The 22,472-nt window shown below is 57.7% G+C and carries 17 protein-coding genes and 3 pseudogenes; 7 read left to right on the top strand and 13 right to left on the bottom strand.

The features are described 5' to 3' along the window. From VI25_RS25340 to VI25_RS26120, 5 genes and pseudogenes are all read left to right on the top strand, one after another. Positions 1-565 (top strand): TonB-dependent receptor plug domain-containing protein (locus VI25_RS25340; protein ID WP_161807003.1); only part of this gene is annotated, 565 nt, incomplete at its 5' end. After that, positions 465-2,495, top strand: a complete 2,031-nt coding sequence (locus VI25_RS20690) for a SusC/RagA family TonB-linked outer membrane protein (RefSeq protein ID WP_236705170.1) — start codon at positions 465-467, stop codon at positions 2,493-2,495. The genes VI25_RS25340 and VI25_RS20690, both read left to right, overlap by 101 nt. A 13-nt stretch (positions 2,496-2,508) precedes the next feature. Next, positions 2,509-3,865, top strand: a pseudogene (locus VI25_RS20685) (RagB/SusD family nutrient uptake outer membrane protein). Positions 3,866-3,963: 98 nt separating this feature from the next. Further along, the gene (locus VI25_RS26125) at positions 3,964-5,634 is read left to right on the top strand and encodes a M14 family zinc carboxypeptidase (RefSeq protein WP_055562800.1); all 1,671 of its coding nucleotides are present in this window, start codon (positions 3,964-3,966) and stop codon (positions 5,632-5,634) included. Positions 5,635-5,692: 58 nt separating this feature from the next. Further along, a complete protein-coding gene (locus tag VI25_RS26120; RefSeq protein ID WP_052695828.1) occupies positions 5,693-6,649 on the top strand; it encodes a hypothetical protein in 957 nt (318 codons plus the stop codon). 129 nt (positions 6,650-6,778) lie between these two features. Here the strand turns inward: VI25_RS26120 and VI25_RS26115 are convergent, their stop codons facing one another. From VI25_RS26115 to VI25_RS20635, 8 genes and pseudogenes are all read right to left on the bottom strand, one after another. Then, positions 6,779-7,255, bottom strand: coding sequence for a hypothetical protein (locus tag VI25_RS26115; RefSeq protein ID WP_201783364.1), 477 nt, complete (start codon positions 7,253-7,255; stop codon positions 6,779-6,781). Next, positions 7,243-7,920: a molybdopterin-dependent oxidoreductase gene (locus tag VI25_RS26110; RefSeq protein WP_201783363.1), complete on the bottom strand. Its 678-nt coding sequence runs from the start codon at positions 7,918-7,920 to the stop codon at positions 7,243-7,245. The genes VI25_RS26115 and VI25_RS26110 overlap by 13 nt, the downstream gene beginning before the upstream one ends. Before the next feature lie 250 nt (positions 7,921-8,170). After that, the gene (locus VI25_RS20660; RefSeq protein ID WP_152981735.1) at positions 8,171-8,602 is read right to left on the bottom strand and encodes a M23 family metallopeptidase; all 432 of its coding nucleotides are present in this window, start codon (positions 8,600-8,602) and stop codon (positions 8,171-8,173) included. A gap of 8 nt (positions 8,603-8,610) precedes the next feature. Next, positions 8,611-9,372 carry a hypothetical protein gene (locus VI25_RS20655; protein ID WP_152981734.1) on the bottom strand — a complete coding sequence of 254 codons (762 nt, stop codon included), beginning with the start codon at positions 9,370-9,372 and terminating at the stop codon, positions 8,611-8,613. 273 nt (positions 9,373-9,645) lie between these two features. Further along, positions 9,646-10,383, bottom strand: coding sequence for an SDR family oxidoreductase (locus VI25_RS20650; RefSeq protein WP_045690374.1), 738 nt, complete (start codon positions 10,381-10,383; stop codon positions 9,646-9,648). Positions 10,384-10,459: 76 nt separating this feature from the next. After that, positions 10,460-11,350 (bottom strand): helix-turn-helix domain-containing protein, encoded by an 891-nt coding sequence (locus VI25_RS20645; protein WP_045690373.1) that lies wholly within the window; start codon positions 11,348-11,350, stop codon positions 10,460-10,462. Between the two features lie 209 nt (positions 11,351-11,559). Continuing rightward, a pseudogene (locus VI25_RS20640) lies at positions 11,560-12,899 on the bottom strand (carboxylesterase family protein). Between the two features lie 101 nt (positions 12,900-13,000). Beyond that, positions 13,001-13,960, bottom strand: coding sequence for a tyrosine-type recombinase/integrase (locus VI25_RS20635; protein WP_055562797.1), 960 nt, complete (start codon positions 13,958-13,960; stop codon positions 13,001-13,003). Positions 13,961-14,186: 226 nt separating this feature from the next. Here VI25_RS20635 and VI25_RS20630 point away from each other — a divergent pair, with 226 nt between their 5' ends. Continuing rightward, positions 14,187-14,564 (top strand): Fic family protein, encoded by a 378-nt coding sequence (locus VI25_RS20630; protein WP_045690454.1) that lies wholly within the window; start codon positions 14,187-14,189, stop codon positions 14,562-14,564. A gap of 234 nt (positions 14,565-14,798) precedes the next feature. On the opposite strand, the gene VI25_RS20625 is transcribed toward VI25_RS20630, so the two are convergent. The 5 genes and pseudogenes from VI25_RS20625 to VI25_RS27315 all read right to left on the bottom strand — a co-directional run bounded on the left by VI25_RS20625 (position 14,799) and on the right by VI25_RS27315 (position 22,284). Beyond that, positions 14,799-16,808 (bottom strand): HelD family protein, encoded by a 2,010-nt coding sequence (locus VI25_RS20625; protein ID WP_201783360.1) that lies wholly within the window; start codon positions 16,806-16,808, stop codon positions 14,799-14,801. A 485-nt stretch (positions 16,809-17,293) separates the two neighbouring features. After that, a pseudogene (locus VI25_RS27320) lies at positions 17,294-19,511 on the bottom strand (GH92 family glycosyl hydrolase). A gap of 279 nt (positions 19,512-19,790) precedes the next feature. After that, positions 19,791-20,906, bottom strand: a complete 1,116-nt coding sequence (locus tag VI25_RS20615) for a glycoside hydrolase family 76 protein (protein ID WP_201783356.1) — start codon at positions 20,904-20,906, stop codon at positions 19,791-19,793. 119 nt (positions 20,907-21,025) lie between these two features. Then, positions 21,026-22,120, bottom strand: coding sequence for a SusE domain-containing protein (locus VI25_RS20610; RefSeq protein ID WP_045690432.1), 1,095 nt, complete (start codon positions 22,118-22,120; stop codon positions 21,026-21,028). 41 nt (positions 22,121-22,161) lie between these two features. Beyond that, on the bottom strand, positions 22,162-22,284 hold the full coding sequence (locus VI25_RS27315) for a RagB/SusD family nutrient uptake outer membrane protein (protein WP_072144870.1): 123 nt from the start codon (positions 22,282-22,284) through the stop codon (positions 22,162-22,164). 2 nt (positions 22,285-22,286) lie between these two features. Between VI25_RS27315 and VI25_RS27310 the strand changes: the two genes are divergently transcribed. Beyond that, the coding region (locus tag VI25_RS27310) for a hypothetical protein (protein WP_236705169.1) at positions 22,287-22,472 on the top strand (186 nt) is incomplete at its 3' end.

Here is a 22,472-nt window from a genome sequence, read left to right as displayed (position 1 = left end):
CAACGACCCGCTGTACGTGGTGGACGGGGTGTTCATCAACAACACCAACCTGATTGCGACGGGTCTGGGCAACCAGGTTTCCAGCAATCCGCTGGCCGATATAAATCCGCAGGATATTGAAAGCATCGAAATCCTGAAGGACGCCAATGCAACGGCTATTTATGGGTCGCGCGGAGCCAATGGGGTCGTGCTTATTACCACCAAACGCGGCAAGGCCGGCGACAAGACCCGCATTACCTTCAATACGTACCACGCTTGGTCGAAAGCACCCAAGCAGTACGATTTGGTGAGTGGGCCAGAACTGGCTCAGCTGGAAAACGAGCGGTTCCTCAACGATGGCGGTAACCCCGCGCTGTTGCCGTATCGTTCGGTAGCAGCGGGGGGGGCGCGGGCTGCCCGAGGAACAGCAGACCTACGACCGTCTCTCGGACGTATTCCGCACGGCCCAAACGCAGAGCTACGAACTGTCGGCCGCCGGGGGCTCGGCCAAAACTCAGTTTTACGTTGGGGGCGGCTATTTCCGGCAGGAGTCCATTGCCCGGCCCACCAACTTCGACCGGTTTAGTTTGCGCGTAAACCTCGATAACGCGGTTACGGACCATCTACGCATCGGTACGAGTACAGCCCTCACGCGCACCCACCGCAACGTGAGCAGCAACGACAACAACCCGGTAGGCGTCATCAACTCGGCTTTGTTTCCGCGCACCAACCTGCCGGTGTACAACCCTGATGGAAGCTACGCCAAATACGGCTCCTTCGACAACCACCAGGCCCTGATTGATAACTTGAACAACGACGCGGTGGGCTCGCGCGTCATCTCAAACGTGTATGGGCAGTATCAGTTTGGCAAGCACCTGACGTTGCGCAGCAGTTGGAGCATCGACTTCAACGACATGTATGAAAACAACTTCAACAACACGCTGATTCTGGCTGGGCAGCCCCGGGGTACGGCTACCTCTTTTCTCTCCCGCGACATTACCCTGCTCAATGAGCAGACCCTGAACTACACCGTGGATTTCGGTGAAAATCACTCGTTGCAAGCTCTGGTAGGTAACACCATTCAGAAAAACACCTTTCAGCGTACCAGCCTGGCGGGTCAACAGTTCCCCAGCAACGACTTGACCAGCATTGCGTCGGCCGCTACTCAAACGGGCTCTTCGGCTCGCTCACAAGCGGGGCTGCTCTCGTTTTTCGGTAAGGCGACCTACAGCTTCAAGCAGCGCTACACTGCCGACGTGAGCGTGCGTGCTGATGCGTCGTCGCGGTTTGGGGCCGATAACCGCTGGGGATACTTCCCGGCCGTGGGATTAGGTTGGCGCCTGGGCGAAGAAGAGTTCATCAAGAATCTGAACGTGTTTCAGGAGTTGAAGCTGCGCGGTAGCCTAGGTAAAACCGGCAACCAGGCCGGCATCAGCGACTTTGCAGCCCGGGGTTTGGTGCAGGGTGGGGCCAATTATCTCGACCTACCTGGCACCGCACCCTTACAGCTGGCCAACCCCAACCTGAGTTGGGAGAGCACCCGCCAGTGGAACGTAGGCCTGGATGCGGCCGTGCTGCAAAATCGCCTGCTGCTAGAGCTAAACTACTACGATAAGTATACCTCGGGCTTACTGCTGAACGTACCGGTGCCGCGTAAAATCGGTTTCGCTTCCGTAGTAGAAAACTACGGAGCCGTGAGCAACAAGGGCTTTGAGGTGCAAGTAACTGCCAACTGGCTGCCCCGCGCGGCGGCTGTGCAGTGGAGCACTACCGCCAACGTGGCCCGCAATGTGAACCGCATCGAGAAGCTGGCTGCGCCCATCACGTCCGGCTCTCGCGACATATTCCGGTTGCAGGAAGGCGCCCCGCTTTACTCCTTCTGGCTTTACCACCAAACCGGCGTGAACCCCGAAAATGGGGATGCTCAGTACGAAGATGTGAATGGCGACGGACAACTCTCGGTGGCTGACCGCCGGTTAGTGGGCAATGCCTGGCCCGACTACTTCGGGGGCGTAACCAACTCGGTGAGCTACAAAGGCCTGGATTTTGGCTTTACCCTGAACTTCGAGCAGGGAGCTAAAATCATGAATATGAACCGCTTCTTTTTGGTGCATGGTGGCACGCAAAGTAATATTGGCTACCTACGCGAGCAACTGGACCGCTGGCAGCAACCCGGCGACCAGACCGACATTCCGCGCCTCACAACCAACCCGGCCAGCAACAACTACGGTGGCGTGGTACAAAACCTGAGCGACCGGTACTTAGAGGACGGATCCTTCCTGCGCCTGCGTACTCTCTCGCTGGGCTACACCATTCCGAAGGAGGTAGTAGCCAAGGCTCGCCTTAACTCGCTGCGGCTCTACGTGCAGGCTGCTAACCTCTTCACTATCACGCCTTACTCCGGCCTCGACCCGGAAGTAAACTCGCAGAGTGGAGTAAGCAATACTAAAAATTTCGACTGGGCCACCGTGCCTCAACCGCGCACTTTCCAAGTGGGCCTGACGGTTGGACTGTAAGCCTTTGACTACGATGAAATCTTCGCTATACCAACTGCTGTTTGCTGCTATTCTGGGCGCTACTACCCTGAGCATTACGGCCTGCCACGACCTGCTGGATCCTACGCCCGTGCAGCAACTACCCGACGACCAGGCTATTACCGATGCCGGAAGTGCCCGCTCGGCCACCATTGGCGTCTACGACCGGGTGCAAGCGTACTACCAACTCAACTGGCCGGTACTGGGCTTTCTGCCCGGCGAAAACGTCCGCTTCAACGGTACGCTCAACCAGTTTCTGCAAATCGACCAGAACCAACTCAGCGCCGATAACGTGCTGCTCACAGAGGCCTGGACCCAGATGTACCAGGCCGTGAATGGAGCTAATAACGTGCTGGCGGCCCTTCCCAGCATCAACGACCCGCTGCTGGCCAGCGCCGAGAAAAACCAGCTGCTCGGGGAAGCATATTTCCTGCGGGCCCTAGTGTACTTCGACCTGGGCAGGGGCTGGGGCGGTGTGCCCCTGGTGCTTTCGCCTACCCGCACCAAGGAAAACGGCCAGGGCACGCGCCGCAGTACTATCGCTCAAACCTACGACCAAGTGCTGGCCGACCTCACCCAGGCCGAAGCACTGCTGCCCGATGGCACTACCCGCAACCGGGCCGTGAAGGCAACAGCCCGCGCCCTGCGCGCCCGTCTGCACCTCTACCGCCAGCAATGGGCCGATGCCGAAGCATATGCAACGCAGGTTATTGGAAGCGGCAACTACGGCTTGGTAACACCCTACCGGGCTATTTCTACCGCACCCTTCCTGAGCCGGGAGTCGGTGTTTGAGCTGACTTTTAGTAACTCCGACGCCAATACCATGTGGAACAATTGGTTTCCGAGTGCCCTAGGCGGGCAGTTCAACTTCCAGCCCGTGCCCGCCGCTATTGCCTTGCTCAACGACCCCGCCGTGGGCGGCAGCCGCTCGGCTCTGCTGGGCACTACCACCATTGCCGGAAGCAGCGTAACCTACGGCAACCTCTACAGCCGCTCGCCCCAGCGCGACGACCCCAGCTACGTGCTGCGCCTCGCCGAGCAGTACCTCATTCGGGCGGAGGCACGCGCCAAACAGGGCAAGCTAACCGAAGCGCTAGCCGACCTGAACGCCGTACGTAGTCGCGCCGGGGGTGCCAGCCAGCACGGCCTCCTCTGCCGACGCGCTGCTACTAGCCATTGAGAACGAGCGGCGGGTAGAGTTTGCTTTTGAGGCCGACCGGTGGTTTGACTTGGTACGCACTGGCCGCGCGGGCGCGGTGCTGGGCGTCACGGATCAGCGCCGCTGGCTGTTTCCCATTCCCTTCAATGACTTAGTAGCCGACCCCGACCTAGAGCAGAATCCTGGCTACTAAGTCCTGCCGCGCAGTACTTCACGACTACTGATTGCCAGTTCTGCTGATGTAAGTGCGCGCCATCGTTCCACCTCGGTCTTCCCTTTCTGTTTGCCTCAATGATTACTCGCTATACTACTACCCTACTGCTGGCGCTGGGCCTAACTGCCTCAGCCTCGGCGCAAAGCACGTACTTCTTCCCCGGTACTCCCGCTGCTTCCTTCGATCCGGCCGTGCCCACGCCCGAGCAGTTCTTGGGCTACCCCATCGGTTCGCATTACACCCGCACCGACCAAATTGTAGCCTACCTGCGCGAGCTAGATCGGGTGTCAGACAAGGTGAGCCTGCGGGTTATTGGGAACACCTTTGAGGAACGGCCGCAGGTAGTAGCTACTATTACGGCGCCGCAACACCAGCAGAATTTGGCTGGTTTGCAGCAGGCGCGTCGGGCCTTGATAGACCCTAATCTGGCCGCACCCGACTACCGCAAGCTGCCCGTGGTAGTGAGCCTGAACTTTGGCGTGCACGGCAACGAAAGCAGTTCGTCGGAGGCGGCGCTGCTACTGGCCTACTACCTCACGGCCTCCACTGCGCCCGAAACCAAGCAGTGGCTGGAGCAGGCCGTTATTACCATTGACCCGCTGGAAAACCCCGACGGCCGTGACCGGGCTTCCCACTGGTTCGACCAGAATAAGTCGTGGCCCAACCCTACGGATCCGCTGGACCGGGAGCATACCGAGGCTTGGCCGGGTGGGCGCACCAACCACTTCTACACCGACCTGAACCGGGATTGGCTGGCGTTGACTCAGCCTGAAAGCCGAGCCCGTATGGCCTTCTTCCACGAGTGGTACCCCAACGTGATGATTGACTTTCACGAAATGGGCACCAACGGAACGTATTACTTTGAGCCATCGAAGCCCTTCAGTACTGAAAATGACCTGATTCCTAGAGCCACGTACGAAGTACTAAACGTGCACTTGGCCAAGTATTTTGCTAAGGCGCTCGATAACTTAGGCTCTCTGTACTGGACCAAGGAGCAGTTCGACAACCTTTCGCCCATCTACGGGTCTACCTATCCCGATTTTCAGGGTGGTGTGGGCATCACGTTTGAGGTTGGCAGCTCGCGCGGCCTAGCGCAGGAAGGCAGCAACGGCGTGGTGACGTTTCCGTTCACCATTCGCAACCACGTAGCTACTGGCCTGGCCACGGTACGCGGGGCAGTGGAAGAAAAGGATCTGTACTTGCGCCACCAGCGCGACTTTTTCACGTCGGCTCTCACCGATGCCCGCAAGTTCCCCACCAAAGCTTACGTCTTCGGCAATGCCCAAGACGAGACGCTGACCAACCGCTTTTTGACTTTGCTGCTTCAACATAAGATTGAAGTGCACGCGCTGAGCAAAACCGTCACGCTCGACAACCAAGAATTCCAAGCTGGCAAGGCCTACGTGGTGCCCACCAGCCAGCCTCAATACCGGGTGGTTCACTCATTGTTCGAAGAGCTGACGGCCTTCCACGATAGTGTATTCTACGACGTAACGGGCTGGAGTCAGGCTCACGCCTACGGGCTGGCCGTTTCAAAGCGGAAAAATATTGCCTTAGTGCAGGGGGCACCCGTGGCAGCTCCTGCCGTGCTCACCGGAAGCGTGCGTGGTGGACAGAGCAGCTACGCCTACCTCCTACCCTGGTCCGACTATAATGCTCCGCGCGCTTTGGTTGCTTTGCAGCGGGCCGGCGTAACGGCAAAAGTCAGCTTTAAGCCTTCCGGCTGGCGCCGCCAATCAGTCAACTGATTTCGGCTACGGCACCCTCGTAATTCCAGTAGCGGCCCAAACGCTACCTGCCGACTCGGTGTTTCAGGTGGTAAGTCGGGTAAGCCGCCAGCACCACGTAACGTTCACGGGCGTGGGCACCGGGTTTAGCCTGGGCGGCATCGACCTGGGCTCGAACAACGTCCGCACTGTGCCGGAAACCAAAGCAGCCCTGCTGGTGGGCACCGGCACCAACGCGTCGGAGGTAGGCGAAGCGTGGTTTGTAGCTAGCCAGCAACTGGGTCTGCCACTCAGCCGCCTAGAAGTAAGCAACTTCGGCCGGGCACCCTTGGGGCGCTACAACAGTATAGTACTAGTAGGCGGCTCCTACACTGCCCTCGACAAACCAGCCGTAGATAAGCTGCGCCGCTGGGTGCAGGAAGGTGGCACGCTTGTTACTCTGAAAAACGCCTCGGAATGGGCCATCAAGCAGGGCATCGTGAAAGAAAAGCTGCTGATTCCGGCGCATGGGGGCTGGGCCGATACTACAGCCCTGGCTGAGGCTATGGCCGAGGCGCGGCCGCCCGCTCCCAGGGCCACCCAGCGCCCGAAACCGGAGCTGCCCTTCACCCGCCGTACCGACTTTGTGACCCAGGACCAGGAAGGCACCCGTGCCATTGCCGGCTCCATTTACCGTGCCGACGTGGACGTTACCAACCCCATTGCGTTTGGCTTGACGAGTCGGCAGTTGTATGTGTTCCGGAACGGGACCACCTTTCTGCGGCCTAGCCGCAACCCCTACGCCACCGTGGCCCAATATACTCCTACCCCACTGGTAAGCGGCTACGTATCCCGCAACAATCTGCGGCAGATCCGCAACTCTGCGGCCGTGGTGGTGAGCAAGGTGGGTACGGGCCGGGTTGTACTGTTTGCCGATGACCCGAACTTCCGCCACTACTGGCACGGTACCTCCCGGCTGTTTGTCAACGCCCTGCTGCTAGGCCCGCTGCTGAACTTGCCCGAGGGCCCTGCTGCTATTGCGGCCGAAGAGGAATAGTAGACTGAGGATTGCTTTCCGCCTGACCATAATGGATTCTAAACGAGAAGCCCCGCACGCATTCCCTGGACTAGTAGTGGTACTGGTCCAGGGAATCTGAAAGGTAGCAGGAGCACCACGCAGACGGCCTCACTGCGCTGTTACTTCCACCGCACTGATTCGGTTAATCATGTAAGTGCGCCGGTCGGGAGTGTGTTCGGTAGGTTGGGTATGACCAGCGCGGTCGGTAGCGCGTGCCATGAGGGTATACCTTCCTGGCGCATGTGGGGTCCAGGTCAGCTCCCACATGCGCCAGGCAAATGGGGTACTAGCATCCAGCAGTTCGGCTGGTTGCCACGTGCTGCCGTTGTCGGTGCTTACGTCTACGCAGGTTACTTCGCTCTCCCCCGTCCAGGCAGCCCCAAATATGCGGTACGGCTGGCCGATGGGAATGACTTCGTGCAGGGCGGGGCGCGCAATTTCTGCCTTAACCTGCATTTCCGTGATGGCCGTTAGGGCCGGCTGCCCATGTTCGCGCCGCCAGTAGGCGTACTCTATCGTTTGCCAGTACCCCTCAAATGGCGTAGCACTTACGGTAATTTTGTGAAGCCACTTCACCGAGGCCATCCCATACCAACCGGCACTACCAAGCGTACGGGAAAGCCGTGCTCAGGCGACAGGGGTTTACCGTTCATGAGGTAGACTACCAGGACTTCACCCTGGTTAGCCTTGGCTAGGGGCAAACTGCGAGCAAAGTGAATAACGCCCGGTGACTTGGGTTCTTCCTTAATTTCTCCTTGGTCGGCACCCTCGAAAATAACTTCCACGGCCTCTGCCTTAATACCAGCCCGCGCCAGCAGAGCTGAAAGCGGTACCCCAGTCCACTCGGCATTGCCGACGGCACCTTGCTCCCACAGTAGGCCCTTTGCCTTGGGGGTCAGCCGAGCCCGACCATTCCCAGCACACTCCAACGTAGCAGTTACCGTTTTCGACGGCATGTTCTGCAACTCATCATAGCTGATAATCGACTCCTCACGTACCTCTCCCCCGATGTGCAGCCGCCAGCTAGTGGTATCCAACTGCGGAATGGGAAAATGGCTGCGGATATAAAAGCGGTTAGTCGGCACCAATGGAGCTTCCAGCGTGGGAAAAGGAAACTCTAGATTTAGCGGCTCCTTTTCCCGGGTTATCAGCCCCGGAAACGTTCCCCGGCCGGTAACCGCCGCCGTATCATCTGGGCGCATAGTGCCCAGCGTGGGCATCACCCCACTCAGAGCGGCGGGGCCGCTCATACCTTGACTAGATGGAGCTATTGGTTCGTTCATAGGAGCCTTAGTTGCCTTATGCCTATCTGCTTATGTGCGGAAGTGGCTTGCCGTACTATACTTGTAGTTCGAGGGCTAAAGGTATAATTCGCCTGCTGAGGCGCAAGAAAACCTGCACGGTACTCCTTTGCCCAACGGTAGTAGCTGATGCCCGTGCTCCTTACTGCCAGCCCGCCCAGTACCCGCTAGTTGTTTACGACCACAACGGTTTTCCGCCTTATTTAAACGTTACTACACTGCCATCCAAGGGTAGTTGTTGCCGGGACGATTTCTGAAAGCGAGGCCCAATGGGCACTTGTTCTGCTTGGTTTAATACTTGGTGAATCTTGGCTGAACCCAGGTAGTCAAAGGCTCGAAAAACGAATGGCAGCCCCTCGGATTCTTCGAAGGCAGCGGAGTTGCTTACCAAAAAGTGTAAGTGCGGAGCATTGGCGTTGCCCGACTGCCCGAGGCGGCCCAGTACGGCTCCGCGCCGCACCCGGTCGCCTACTTTTACTTGCACGCTGCCGGGCTGCAAATGCCCGTAATGCACGAAAACGCGGGGCGCAACTTCGAGCACGACGAAGTTGCCCATGAGTGTGCGTTCCGTTACGTCAGTGGGCGAAGAAGGGGAAGCCAAAACGGCTTGATTGGGTTCACCGTCGCGCATGTCGCGCACTATCCCATCGGCCGCGGCGAGAACGTCCGCCCCGAAGCTACCCAGTCAGCGTGGGCAGAGGTCTTCAGCTGCTCAAGCGAAACGCGGCGAAGGGCGTGCCCATCCGGGTTGAGACCGAAGAAGTCGATGGCGTAGCGCTGGGGAATCGTGGTTTGTCCATTTACTACCACAATGCCATTCCAGTGATGAGCATACGGGTTACCCGGTCCCTCGTGCGTCAGCCACGGCCCCGCCCGTAGAGGAGCATCCAGCGCAATGGGTGGGGCCGTAACAATCGAAGTCCGTACCCCATCCACAAGCTGCCGTGCCCCGTTTGAGGTGGTAAAAGCAAGTTGATGCCGCAGTAGCTGCGGATGCGGGCGACCAGGGGGTAACGTCAACCAAAGAAAGAGTACCACTCGTTTGCCCGCTTCAAGTACTACTCCCGTCGTGTCTGCCTTTTCTGCCGGGTGGGCGAGCAGGCTATTTACTTGGACAGCAGTAAAGTTTGCTAGTGCATATGAGGCCTTATCCTCTAGCACCGTAACGTGCCGGAGGCGGAGGGTACCCGTTGAGGAATAGTAGTTGGTGACGTGCAATTCATAGGCCACGTGCACCAGCCCGTCGCTACCAGTTACCGGTGAAGGAGCGAATGGCACCCGTACTTCAACGGGAGCTTGTGCCACTTGAGCGCACGCAACTTGGCTCCCCAAGAGCAGACCCACGCTTACCATCATAAAGCGCCACCAGACGGAACATAACAGAGTAAATAAGCGCACCATTAGCAGTTGACGCGGTAAAGGACGTCGGTTTCATACCAAGGTACTGTACCGCGTCTAGAACAAGCATAGAATAGGCAAAGTGAAGCAGATAAGAATCCAGCCGGTCTGTTCCTGGAATAGATGGGCCTCCGCTAAAACAAGCAAGCCTCCGTACTAGCAGGAGGCTTGTTGAGGTTGGGGCTACTAGCGGCAGCGGCGTAAGGTTAGCATAAGCATACTACCAATCAAGGAGGGGAAATGGGAGAACTTCCTGATGAAAACACCACCCGTTTTCTACCACGGACTGATTCCCGTTTCCGGCGCATTATCATCACTGAAAAACTGGCTGGTTGGGCCATCTGGACCTAGCATGGCAGCTTTTACTAGACGAGCGGCGGCATCCGCTACGCTGCCTGGGCCGCTGTGATGGTTGAAGTCGGTGGCGGTATAGCCTGGGTCCACGGCGTTTACCTTGAAGGGCGTGTCGCGCAGTTCATAGGCCAGCATGATAGTGTAGGCATTCAGAGCTGCTTTGGATGGCTGGTAAGCAGCTCCCTTCACCGAGTAATATGTCCAAGATGGATCGTTGTGCAAAGTCAATGACCCCAGCCCCGATGTTACATTAACAATACGAGGCGCGGGCGACTGTTGCAGTAAGTCGATGAAGGCTTGGGTCACCTCAATCACCCCAAACAGGTTGGTCTCAAAAACTTCCTTGATCATACCGATGCTTGCGGTAAGAGCCGGTTGCGACATCCCTCCCAGAATGCCGGCATTGTTGATCAGCACATCTAACACGCTGGTTTTTTGGCCCAGCGTCTGACGGGCAGCGGTAATAGAAGCGCTATCTGTAACGTCGATCTGGAGGGGCTCTACCTGAGAAAACCCTTCTGATTGCAGTTGGCTGACAGCCTGCTGCCCCCTCTGCCAGTCGCGGCTGCCTAGGTACACGTAATAGCCGTGCTGCAACAGCTGGCGGGCCGCCTCGTAACCAATGCTTTTGTTGGCTCCGGTAATAAGTGCAGTTTTCATGGTTGACGGTGGTCAAGTGAGTAAGAGCACAAAACTACCGGGCCCTAGGGGCGCCGCTGGCACCCATTCTGCGGTATTACTGGTACATTTTGCGGATGGCGGTGCGGTACTCAGCCGGGGTCAAGCCAGTTTCGCGCTTAAAGAAGCGGTTGAAGTAGGAGGCATCCGAAAACCCTAGGTCAAAGGCAATTTCTTTAAGCGACTGAGGGGTGTAGAACAGCAGGCGCTTCGCCTCCAGCACTAGGCGCTCGTGAATATGTTTGATGGCAGGTTTGCCGCTTTGCGCCTTGACTACCTCGCTTAAGTGCCCCGCCGATAGGTGGAGTTGCGAAGCATAGGCGCTTACCTCGTGCAGCTCCCGAAAGCATTCTTCAATTTTGGCCTGATAAGTCTTGAGCAACCGTTGGTCGGCCGACGGCTCGGCGCCCGTAAACTGCTCAGTATACAACCGGCTCAGGTAGGTAAGCAGCACGGTGAGGTGAGCCGTGAGCATCCGGTGCTGCCACTCACCGGGGTGGCGGTACTCCGTCTCAAGTTTCGCTAGAATGTCTTCCACAAAAGCCCCATCTGCCACTGTCAGCAACAGCTCGTGCCCATTGTGCGGGTTCTGGACCAAGGGTAGCTCCCGCAGGGCCGCGTGCTGCTGCAAGGCGAGAAACTCAGTGGTAAACGTTAGCTGTGTACCCCAAAAGGGGGTAGGAGCCTCTTTGACTAAGATTTGGTCTGGGGCCGAGAAGTAAAGCGTATTGTCTTTCCGCTCGTAGGGCGTCATATCTACCCAATGGCGCCCACGATTATGCTTCACGAATACCAGCAGGTAGTAGGCCTTGCGGTGAGGTATGAGCAGGTTGTCTTCGTAAGGTAAGCCGCCTTCTGAGCGCGCGATGGTGAACGAACTGCTTCCGGTTACCATATCCCGCTCGAAGGGATACACTGGTACTGGCTGCTTACTGGAAAGCGTATACATGACCTAAACTTACTGTTTTTGCGAGGAGCGGGACAACAAGAGGGTATTGCCGTTGCTAGTCAAGCCAGCAAGCTTCCAACCACTCAGCAGCAGCAAGCCGGGGCTCATACCATCTGCCCCGGTTTGTATATTCTCGCTTCAGGTAATACTACTTGACTAACTCACGCGTGTATCCGTACCCGCCATGCAATCCGCGAAGCCCCCTGATGCTACTGCCTACTGGCCTCCTGCTTCACGCGAAGTATACCGGGAATGTCTACCCGGGCGGGCAGGGTGCCGGTACGGGCAAAGTCGGCCCACAACTGGCGCATTTGCCGACCCGCTTGGTCGATGTCTTCCCACTTTTCTTGGCCCAGGATGGGGGCAAAGGACCAACTGGCTTGGGTACCCAAAAGCAAGGGCAGATCTATGGTGTGCGCAGCCCCAAATTCGCTGCCTCGCGGCTGAAACAGCACCAGGAAATGATAGGCCCGGCCACCCGCCCGAGCATGCCGACGAGCAAACGATTTGGCTGCCTTCAGGTACACCATGCGCGAGCTGATGGCAACGAGCGGGCGAGTGAGCAGAGACCCAAGCAAGGGAATACGCAACAGCCGCCGGTATTTAGGGTCTAACACTGCAAAAAAACGAGTTTCCTCGGCCGTAGCACCAATCAGCACGTCTACGTGTGGGGCCACGGCCTGCCACGCTTCGTTTACCTGAGATTCGGGTGGAAGAGGATAGGCGCCATACTGAGTACCAAATGGCATCCCACTTTTCAAGCCAAACCGACGCGCGGCCTTATGCACTGCACTTTCGCGGGCCAGTACTTCATCAATGGAAGCAGTAGGCGCAAAGGTGCCCGCCGCCGCCGTCATGGCCCGCTGCATGGCCTGGCGGTTGCGAGCCAGCCCCAGCGGGGCACTGTGCAGAATTACTCGCTTGAACAGGCCGGCAGCTCCGTCGGCTATCATCAGGTGGGCAATGGCATCGGCCCCGGCCGACTGTCCGAAGAGTGTGACAAGGGCAGGGTTGCCCCCGAAGGCGGCAATATTGCGCTGCACCCAGCGCAGGGCCTCTAGCAAGTCCAGTAAGCCTAGGTTGGGCGGCGGGCCACTTTCGCTACCCAAGAAGCCTAGTAGCCCCAGCCGGTACGTTACTGCCACAAATACGACGCGCTGTTCTGCTACTATGGCGGCCGGGTCGTACACGGCCATATCACCAGCCCCCATAACATAGGAGCACCGTGTACCCATACCAGCACCGGCAACTGCTCGCCCGGTTGCCAATCGGCAGGCAGCGTGATGGACAGACGAAGGCAGTCTTCGTCGTAAGTAAGGCCCGCAAACAGACTGCCTAAAGCCGGCCCAAGCAACGTGTCCGGCACTTGTGGGCACGCGGGGGCCGGGGAGGTAGCGTCTATGGGTGTGGAGGAGGCCGGTTCAGCTACTGGCACCTGAAACCGCGTGGCGCGGGCGTATCGGATACCAGTAGCACGTACAACGGGGCCATCGTATCGCCCCAGGATGGGGCCGGCCGGGGGAAAGAAGCGGGGAGAAGTAGAGGGCATGGGTGAGGGCAGAAGAGAAGCAAACAGACACGTTGTCTAGCTCGCTTCTCGGCAGGAATAAGTATCCACTTCTCAGCGTTGCGGCACCTTACCTGCGCTTTTTATAAACCTAGCTCCTTGGCGGAGTTATGCTGGCGTACGTTGTCGAGACGGGTATAGCGGCGAATCATGGCCGAAGTTTTATGCTTGGTTTGGTTCATCACCTTGCTGTCGTCGGCCCCGTTAAGCTTGGAAACAGTTACAAATGATGCCCGCAGGGAGTGAGCCGTGTACGGGCTACCCAGGTACTGCTGCACAATCAAGTTGATATACTTGGTTGTCATGCGCCGGGTAGTAACCTGGTTATTCTTGCGCAAGGACACAAACACTGGGCCTTCGGTGCGACCCAGCACTCGCAGCCACGCTTGTAATGAGCGAATGGGACACAAGGCAGAATCGGGGGAATAGAAAATAGCCTTTTCCTCCGCTTGGCCAGTCTGGTTGGTTTTGCTTTGTTGCAGCGAAATAATCAGCCCCTCATCGTCAAACGCCAGGTCTTCAATGTTAAGGGCTTCGAGTTCGGAGCGACGGAAGGCCCCCGTGAAGCCCAACAGCAGCAAAGCCCGGTTGCGCAATCCGGCTGGCATCTGACTATCAATGCTTTTGATGGTGCGCTTAAAGGTGTCGAGAGTGAAGGCCGGAGCTTGCTTTTGCCGCGTCTTCTTTTCCCGGGCAATGCCCTTGAGCAGCACCTTTACCTTCTTGTCGGCGGTAGGTGATTCTAGCCCGGCCAGCTCATGAGCCTTAGTAATAGCGGCGGCGTGCCGCTCAATAGTAGCTACTTTCTTGCCCGCGTCGGCTAGCTCCGTGAGAAAACCAGCTACTGCTTCCACCGGCGCGGGCAACATGCCGAGCTGATGCACTTGGCACCAAGCAGCAAATCGTTTCCAGTCGCCAGCGTAGGCACGCACCGTATTGGCCGATCCACGCAGGCCCGACTCCACGTAGCGGTGGGTTGACTCGGTTAGGTGGGCAGGTACCTGGGGCGCAGGCGCCGAAGACACAACGGGAAGCTGACTCATGACAGTTTTGTCGGTAGGGAAAGTGCTTGCTGACCAGCGAATATAAGGAACGATAAGTGAAGGCAGAAAGTAGATAAGCACAGCGCCATTGCCAGGGCAAGCTCCAACAGCTTACTGGCCCCTTGTGTATTCGCAGGAAATTATGCCCGCGAATACACAAGGGGCGCTTTGCCGCCTGTGCACGCCCTAAGCCTACCAGGCTAAGAAGTTGCCCAGAAAGAATCTTATGCGGAGAATAGAAACACGCAGTATACTGGATGCCACCCAGCAAGCCAATCAGCTGCTGGCGGCGGCCCGCTTATTTGGCTGGCACCACGCGCTGTTCTCTACCGGCTGCGGACTATATCTTTTGGAAGTCGGAGCCTGGCGCACCCGCTTTATGCAAGTAGTATCCGGACCAATGGGGCAAGAACGAGTCCACTACCAGGCCCCGCCAGCAGATGCGGTGGACGAACAGATGCAGCAATTCTTGGCCTGGTTCAACGGGCCAACCGAACTAGGCCCAGTGCTCAAGGCCGGTCTAGCGCATTTTTGGTTTATGACCATCCACCCGTTCGATGATGATAAAAACCGCATGGCCCGCGCCATTGCCGACTTCAGCTAACCCGACTGCTGGACGGGTTCGGGGGAAGGCTAACCTCTTCTGAGTGGGCAAGCATGGCCAAGTATTCCTGGGATACTGCCGGCCGGGATATGGCGGCCTTGGTGGCAAGGCATTCTGAGCCGTGACAGGGCCGGCCGCCTCCGCACCAGCTACCACCTGTTGTACATTAGTGCTTAGAAAGCGGAGACTACCTAATTCAGGCGGACAAGAATGGCGTCAGCTCACCGGAATACGTTAGCGTAAGCTGGTGCATAGCCGGGTGCAGGCTACGTACAGCATGCTCTTGTCAACCTCGGTTTTGTAGTTCTGGGCGGAAACAAAGGGTACAATGACCTCGTCAAATTCAAGCCCCTTCGCTAAATGAGCCGTGGTGAGGATAACTCCCTCTTTAAAGGTAGTAGATTCCTCCGTGAGCAAATGCACGCCCGGTGCCTCAAGCGCTTCGTACGCATCCTCGGCCTGCTGAAGGGTTTTGCAGATGATACCCAAGGAATGGTTGGCGGAGTTCCGGAAGGCCACGAGCAGCTGCTTGATTGCTGCCAACTCCTCCTCGCGGGTAGTGTAGCGCACTACCGCGGGTTCCTGCCCGTGCCTTTCCAGCGGAATGATATTGGGATTGGGCCGTATCCGTTGCGTAAAGGCTGTGATTTCCATGGTAGAGCGGTAGCTACGGTCAAGCCGAACTACATCGGCTTGTGGAAACACGCGTTCAATGGTTTCGGCAGAAGAAGCGCTGTAGGGATTAACCGTCTGGCTCACGTCTCCCAGAATGGTCTTTCGGCACAGGAACAACCGGGATAGGACCGCGTATTGCACGGGCGTGTAGTCCTGCATCTCGTCCACGAGCAAGTGTTTAACCTGATCGTAAGTGCTACTACCTTCAAGGCGTATGCGCAGATAGATCAAGGCAAAAACATCGGCATACTCCAACTTCATGCGGTGGTCAATCCGGAACAGGCCAGGCTTGCCAATCCAGCGGTAAAAATCCCGGTAGAGGTCCAGCACTTGGTTGAACTTGAACATGCGGGGAATAGCTTCGCCAATCGTTGCTTTCTCCCGCCCACTAAGCTTGCGGCGCGTAGCATCTCGCACGTATGCTTGCACATCCTGACCTACTAGCGCAAACCGTTTCAGGAGTGGAACCCGGTGGTATGCCTTGAACTTCTCCAGAATAAGAGTGCGGGGAACCAGGGTGCTACCCACGCGGAGCTCGGTTACGGTGAAGTAGGTATTCTCTATATGGAGAAGGTACTGATTGAGCTTACTGAGAAATTCAAACGATGATTTGAACCGGATGCGCTCAATGAAGGCTGGGTTGTGCCCATCCAGCAACGCCGACACCTGCTCAAAGAAAGTTTGAAACTGGTATCGGTTATCGAGCAGATCGGCCGCCAACTCTTCCATGCCTAGCTCGGGAATGTGCTCTTCTCCTAGTTCGGGCAAGACGTTTGAGATGTAATCCGCAAAGACCTTGTTGGGCGAAATAATAAGAATGTCCTTGGCTGCAATGGTCTCGCGGTAGCGATATAGTAGAAAAGCAATGCGGTGTAAGGCAATGGACGTTTTACCCGATCCGGCCACCCCCTGAATGACCATTACCGGCGCAGACTCGTTGCGGATTACTGCATTCTGGTCCCGTTGAATCGTCGCGACGATGTTCTTCATCTTGTCGTCGGAGGACTTGGCCAGTTCCCGCTGCAACACGTCGTCGTGGATGTTCACGCCGTTCTCAATCATGAACTCCATGCGGCCGTCCCGGATCTTGTATTGGCGCTTTAGCTCAATAGTACCCTGCACGGTTCCCGAAGGGGTAGCGTAAAAAGCTTCCCCCAGCTCGAAGTCGTAGAACATGGAGGAAATCGGGGCTCGCCAATCATAAATCACGTTTCGGCGCTGCTGCTCATCCGAGAAGGAATGCACCCCAATGTATACCGGCGTGGTTACCTGGTTCTGAGTGACAAAGTCGATGCGCCCAAAGTACGGGGACTGCCCCAGCTTGATGAGTTTCCGTTTGCGGACCACGGCCGCGGTGCCCGTAAAGGCCATGCGGTTGATGGACTGCCCAGCCGCCACCATGTCGGCGTCGTCCATACCCGACTGGTGCTCGTGGATGTATTGCTTTTTCTGCCGTAGCTCGTCGGAAAATTGTTTAACGGCATCATCCACTCGCTTAACCGCAAAGGCAAGCTGCTCCTTTATTTCTTCCAGGTATTCTCGCTCTTCTTGTTCAGTTGCGTTTATCACGTGCGGCGCTTGGGAAATGGACCTCAAAGGTGACAGCAAATTTTCGTCGGGAGAAGAACTTCGCCTATTTAATTAAGCTCTGGATCCGCTGGCTGCCCGGCAGAAAGTTTCCACCCTGCATCAGCATGTGAAGCATACGGCAAGCCTTTGGCCCACGGTAGCTAGGTATGCACAGTGTAGTCGAGCCAAAATTCGGCACGGGAAAGCGACACCGGAAGAACCGGTACCTAAGGCGTAACCCAACAGGAGCCCCATTATAACCAGGGTCTGACGGAGTGGAGGAGCCTGGGCTAATCAGCCGTGCAACGGCCCACATTCATTGGTCTTCCGTTTCTATCCTATTGAATTTCGCGGCTGTGAAAGCGGCAAACAGCCGCTGGTAAGCGGTGTTAAGAATTTTGCGGTAGTAGCGCGCCAGGGTGACCATTGCTGCCCCCAAGCTGCTGAAATTCGCCGCGCTTTTACAACGGGGGCGCCGATACCGGCTACTGTACCGAGGGTGGTGGGGTCTTGGTGCCCCAGGTTTTGTTGGGCTGGGGGCCCATGGTAAACACCAGCCGGCCACCCTGCATCAGCTCGTCGCGGTAGAGCCAGCAGTTGGTCAGCGGCTTGCCGTTTAGCTCCGCAGCCTGTACATACATGTTTTCCTTGGCCGTGTTTCTAGCTCAATCACCAGTTTCTTCTGGTTGCTAAGCAGGATGGTAGCCTTACTGAAGATAGGGCTGCCCAGCTCGATAATTGGTCGGGCATCGGTGAAGCCCTTCACGTCGAACAGCCCAAGGGCAGTGATGACGTACCAGGAGCCTAGCTGGCCCTGGTCCTCATCCTGCCCGTAGCCGTAGCCGTGGATGGGCTCGGTACCGTAGAACTCGTCGCAAATCTGGCGGGTCCACTTCTGAGTGAGCCAGGGCTGACCCGAGAAGTTGAACAGCCAACTGATATGCAAGCAAGGCTGATTGCCGTGGTTGTAGATGGCATTGACGCCGGCGAAGGCATCTATCTCTTTGCCTCCCCCAAAGCCCCTTTTGGCCGAGGCCGTGAAGATGCTATCCAGGCGGCTGTTAAACTTATCACGCCCTAGGGCTGCAATCAGTCCGGCGGGGTTTTGGGGCACGTAGAAGGTATATTGCATGGCGTTGCCTTCCTGAAAGCCGCGCCACGGCTCAAAGGGCTTGAAGTTGGCCGCAAAGGTCCCGTCGGCCAGCTTGGGCTGCATGAGCTTGCTGCGCGGATTCAGAATAGCTTGCCAGCCGTTGGAAAGCTTAATGAGCTGCTCATAGTCGGCTTTCTTGCCCAGAGCTTTGGCCATTTGCGCGGCGGCAAAGGCGCTGTAGCTGTACTCCAGGGTGTGCGAGTTGGCGAAGTAGGCGCCCGTGGAATCGGTTTTATACCACACGCCCTGATCCTGCTTGTAGTTTTCCTTGAAGGGTACGTAGCCATACTGGGTGAAGGCCTTCACGTCCATCTTGCCCGAGCCAAAGGGGCGGTTGCGGTAGTTTAGCTCATTGGCCCGCACGGCCTGGTAGGCTAGGTTTACGTCGTAGTTGCGAATGCCTACCTGGTAGGCGCCAGCCACGGCCAGCCCCACGAAATTGGTTCCTACCCCCGATATGTACTCGCTGTTGGCTAGTCCGTCCCCAAACCAGCCTTTGTCGCGGTACACTTGCAGCTCCGTATTGACGTAGTTGCCGTACCACTCAGGGTAGGACAGTGCCAGAGTTGGGTTAAATTCCAATAGCCGCCCCAGATGGCGTCGGTATTGATAAACTCGGGCCGAGGGCCTGGGCCGCTGGTTGCCAGCTGCCCTACTTGGCCCGCGTGCTTCGGGTAAGCGCCATTCACGTCGCTGGCAATGCCGCGCCCCAGCAGGGCGTGAAACAGGCCCGTGTAAAACTTGGTTTTGTCCTGCTCATCGGGGCCCTCCACGGCAATTTTGCTCAATTCACGCTGCCAGGTGGCCTGGGCGGCGGTCCGGGCCTGGTCGAAAGTGAGGCTGCGAGCCTCGGCCAGTAGGTTGGCCTTGGCGTTGGCGATGGACGTGTACGAGAGGCCTACTTTCAGCTCTATTTTCTCCTGCGCCTTGGTTTTGTAGTTGAGAAACAACCCCGCGCCCTTGCCCGCGGCAGAGGTTGTATTGGGTTGGGTACCCGCCGCAGTGAAAGCCCCCACGCCAGCCGGTGCCTTGCTGATTTCACCGTAAAAATACATGTTCACCTTGCCGTTGGGGTCGTAGGTTTTCACGTATTTAGGGTAGGTACTCACAAAGCCTTCCACGTGCGTAGCGTCCACCATCCGCACGCGGGCATCGGTTACCTCTCCGCTCTCGCCCTGCGTGTTGCCGATATCAAGAATAAGGTGGGCCTGGTCGCTTTGGGGAAAGGTGTAGCGGTGAAAACCCACCCGCTTGGTAGCTGTCAGCTCGGCCGTAATACCGTAGTTGTCAAGCAGCACACGATAGTAGCCGGGCTCGGCCACTTGGTTTTTACGGTCGAAGCGCGAGCGGTAGCCTGTGGCCGGACCCTCTAAGTCCCCGGGCTTTACGCGTAGCTCGCCGGTGGTGGGCATGAAGCTTACCCCACCCACTTGCCACTCGTGAAAGTGTACGAACCCCTCAATAGAATTCTGGCGAGTGTCGTAGCCCACGGCTTCCCAGCCGGAAGCATTGCCGTAGTGGCCGTTGGTGGAGGGTGCCAGCTTAGCCATCCCGTAGCACGGCCGCCGGGGTGTAAAAAAACCACCGGCTGTGCGCCGTGCCAATATTCGGGTTCACGTACTTCAGCACGCTTTGGCACTAGCGCCGCCCGCCGCCAGCAGCACCAAGGACCAGGTGCCGGCAGTGAAAGTCAATTTCATACAAGAATTTTAAGAGTAGCAGGTGCGAGCAAAATGCCCGCGCCCGGTCCCATTAGCCAGGCGCGGGCGAACCAGGCCGCATCCCACTGCTCAGCCCGGTCCTTTTGCCCTCAGAATCTATACTCGTGACTACAGGAGCTGACGGGCCTGCAAGTCAGCCATCACTTCAAACATCATCACTCCACTGAGCTGGGCGGAACCGTCTACGGTGCCGCCGGGCTGGGTGGTCCAGCTGGTGTTGAACAGGTACTGGGGCCGGCGCGTACCCTGCTTGTACAGGCTCTCCCCATTAAATTTGAGAAAAGACACGTACCGGGCGCGGGTAGCAGCAGGTACGGCCGGCTCAGTGGCCAGCAGTGCTAAGTAGCGTACTAACACGCCCTTGAACAAGCCGCCGTCCCCGCCCCCCTCGTCGCGCAGAATACCTCCGGGCGAGAGCTGGCTGTCGTTGAGCACGTAGCCCGCCGTGCGGTTAGCATCGTCTAGGTAGGTAGTCTGCTGGGTCGCGCGGTATAGCTCCAGGCCGGCACCCAAGAACACGCCCTGGTTGTAACTAAAGCGCCATTCCTTATCTATTTGCCCGTCGCCCTGGCGGTTGACTCCATCCCACACGGTTCCCGTAGTGGGGTCAACCAGGGTTTGCTTCTGCCACTCGTAAATCTTGATTGCCCAGGCCAGGTCGTCAGGGTTGCGGTCTAGTTGGTAGAGGCGGGCCGCCAGAATAGCCACCGGGGCATTGGCCGGGGTGTTCTTGTAGTTGAGCTGGGTTTTGCGCCAAGCTATGCCCCCGCCCTGCGTGGTGTTCCAGCCGGTCTTGAGGTCGGCCCAGAGCAGTGTGGCCGTGGCTTTATACGAGGGGTCCTTCGTGACCTGAAACGCGCGCAGGTTAGCTAGGGCGTGCCAGGCCATGTCGTCGTAGAAAGTGTTGAGGTAAGTGTTGCCGTTCTGCTTTTTGGCGCCCTGCTGCAACTGCTGCATCCTGGTGGTGTAGTCCTGGGCCTTGGTGCGCTGGTAGGCATCAAGCAGCACGTCGAGGCCGTGGGCTTGCCACCAGTAGTTGAAGTCGGGTTTGCCGAGGTTGTTTTGCAGGTAATACTGGTTGGTGGGCGCCCAGAAGTACTGGTGAAGGGCCGCCTGAGCTGAGTCGGCGCGAGCAGCCCAGTTTGCCGCCGCCCCCCCCGGCCCCGGGGCTGGGGGCGTTATCATATCATCAACGGGCTCGTTGCAGGCGCTCAGGACCAACAAACCCAGCAGCAGGCGGCAGGGCCTCGGAAGAACAGCATATCAGTCGAAGTAAAATCTTGGAAAAAGGTGATTAGCTCCCTACCGCACGGTTACTTGGTGGGTGTAAGCTGCGGGCTGCATCATGACTGTGATATCCACGTTCTTGCGGTCCGCCGCCGCCATAAATTTGTACGTATTGTTCCACTGGTCCTCGGCCACCGGAATAAGGGTGTAGTAGCCGCGGCCGTCGTTGCGGTAGGGGCTACGTTGTCGGTGTTGGTGCTGCCGTACTGGCGGGCCGTAGTGGCGCCGGCCATATCCTTTTCGGAAAAGATGAACTTGTACCGCTCGTCGCGGCCCCAGCTGAACTGGAAGAACTCAATAGGAGTGTTTTCGATTTTCCACATTCCTTGGCCGATGTAAGGCAGGGTTACCGTAACCTTGTTTTGGGCCGAAACCCATAGGCCAACCGACTGAATTTCAGTTAGAATAGCCGAGCCGTTGTTGAAGTCAAGGGTAACGCGGTATACTGCCGGGGCGGTAGCGGGGCTGGTGGCGTTGTCGCCTTGCAGCAGCTTGTTGCCATTGATGTAGTAGGCGGTGGGCGTGCCCGTGGTCTGGTCTACGATTTTTACGTCGCCGGGCGAAAGCCGGGTGTACAGCTCAAACACGCCCGACGACACCCGCTTGAACGGCATGGCCTGACCGAGCGTAGTCCCCGCTTCCGTTCCAGCACCGGTGAGGTAGAGGTTGCCGGGAATGACGGAGAAGCCCGCGGGACGCTCCACCTGAATAGTGCGAGCAGTGGCGGCGCCTAGTACATTCAGGCCCTTGGAGGCATTCACCATCCACTTCAGCTTGCCCTGGGCCTGGGAGGGAATACCGGCCAGGTTGGCAATCTTGTTGAGGTCCCCGTGGCTAAGCACCAGCTTGGTGTCCAGGCCGTTCGTGCCCGATACGGTGCTGTAAACGGGGGCGGAGAAGTCGCCCCCTTCCTTGTCAAACAGCACTTCGTAGAGTACTACCGTGCCGTCCGCCGCGCGGGCCTGGCCCCACTCGAAGGTAACGGCTGCGTTGGATGGCGGATCTAGTTTCACGGCGGCATTGTCGGCGGGCGAGATGTAGTTTTCGACCGGCGTAATAGTGTCGTCGAGTTCCTTGTCATCATCATTGCAGCCCGTGAATAGGCTAACGAGTAGGAGCAGCAACAGCAGAGGGTGGGAATATTTTTTCATGGTTATAAGAGCGAGAAGGGATGCAGAAACGGAGAAAAGAGCTACCAGCCAGGGTTTTGGCTGAGGTTGGGGTTGATGTCCCGCTCCCGCTGGGGCACGGGCCAGAGGTAGTGCTTGGCGGGGTCAAACGTGCGTTGGTCAACCCGCAGGTAACCATTGTCCACGGATGGATTTCCAGCTTGATGCCGTGAGCAAACCCGTTGAGGGCGGTTTGGGCCGTGCGCCAGTGGCGCAAGTCAAAGATGCGCAGGCCTTCCAGGCCAGCTCAGTGCGCCGCTCGCGCCGTACCACGGCTTGCAGGCTGGCTTTGTCGCCCCCGGGAAAGGCTAGCGCGGCCGGGTCGGTGAAGCCA

The sequence above is a fragment of the Hymenobacter sp. AT01-02 genome (assembly GCF_000961955.2).
In the GTDB taxonomy this organism is placed as follows: Bacteria; Bacteroidota; Bacteroidia; order Cytophagales; family Hymenobacteraceae; genus Hymenobacter; species Hymenobacter mucosus.
This window is presented reverse-complemented; position numbering and strand designations above follow the sequence as displayed.

Bases quoted from the DNA above. Each gene is read 5' to 3' on its own strand.
- VI25_RS26125 (WP_055562800.1), top strand. From the start codon at position 3,964: ATGATTACTCGCTATACTACTACCCTACTGCTGGCGCTGGGCCTAACT.
- VI25_RS26115 (WP_201783364.1), bottom strand. From the start codon at position 7,255: ATGGCCTCGGTGAAGTGGCTTCACAAAATTACCGTAAGTGCTACGCCA.
- VI25_RS26110 (WP_201783363.1), bottom strand. From the start codon at position 7,920: ATGAGCGGCCCCGCCGCTCTGAGTGGGGTGATGCCCACGCTGGGCACT.
- VI25_RS20660 (WP_152981735.1), bottom strand. From the start codon at position 8,602: ATGCGCGACGGTGAACCCAATCAAGCCGTTTTGGCTTCCCCTTCTTCG.
- VI25_RS20655 (WP_152981734.1), bottom strand. From the start codon at position 9,372: ATGGTGCGCTTATTTACTCTGTTATGTTCCGTCTGGTGGCGCTTTATG.
- VI25_RS20650 (WP_045690374.1), bottom strand. From the start codon at position 10,383: ATGAAAACTGCACTTATTACCGGAGCCAACAAAAGCATTGGTTACGAG.
- VI25_RS20645 (WP_045690373.1), bottom strand. From the start codon at position 11,350: ATGTATACGCTTTCCAGTAAGCAGCCAGTACCAGTGTATCCCTTCGAG.
- VI25_RS20635 (WP_055562797.1), bottom strand. From the start codon at position 13,960: ATGAGTCAGCTTCCCGTTGTGTCTTCGGCGCCTGCGCCCCAGGTACCT.
- VI25_RS20630 (WP_045690454.1), top strand. From the start codon at position 14,187: ATGCGGAGAATAGAAACACGCAGTATACTGGATGCCACCCAGCAAGCC.
- VI25_RS20610 (WP_045690432.1), bottom strand. From the start codon at position 22,120: ATGAAAAAATATTCCCACCCTCTGCTGTTGCTGCTCCTACTCGTTAGC.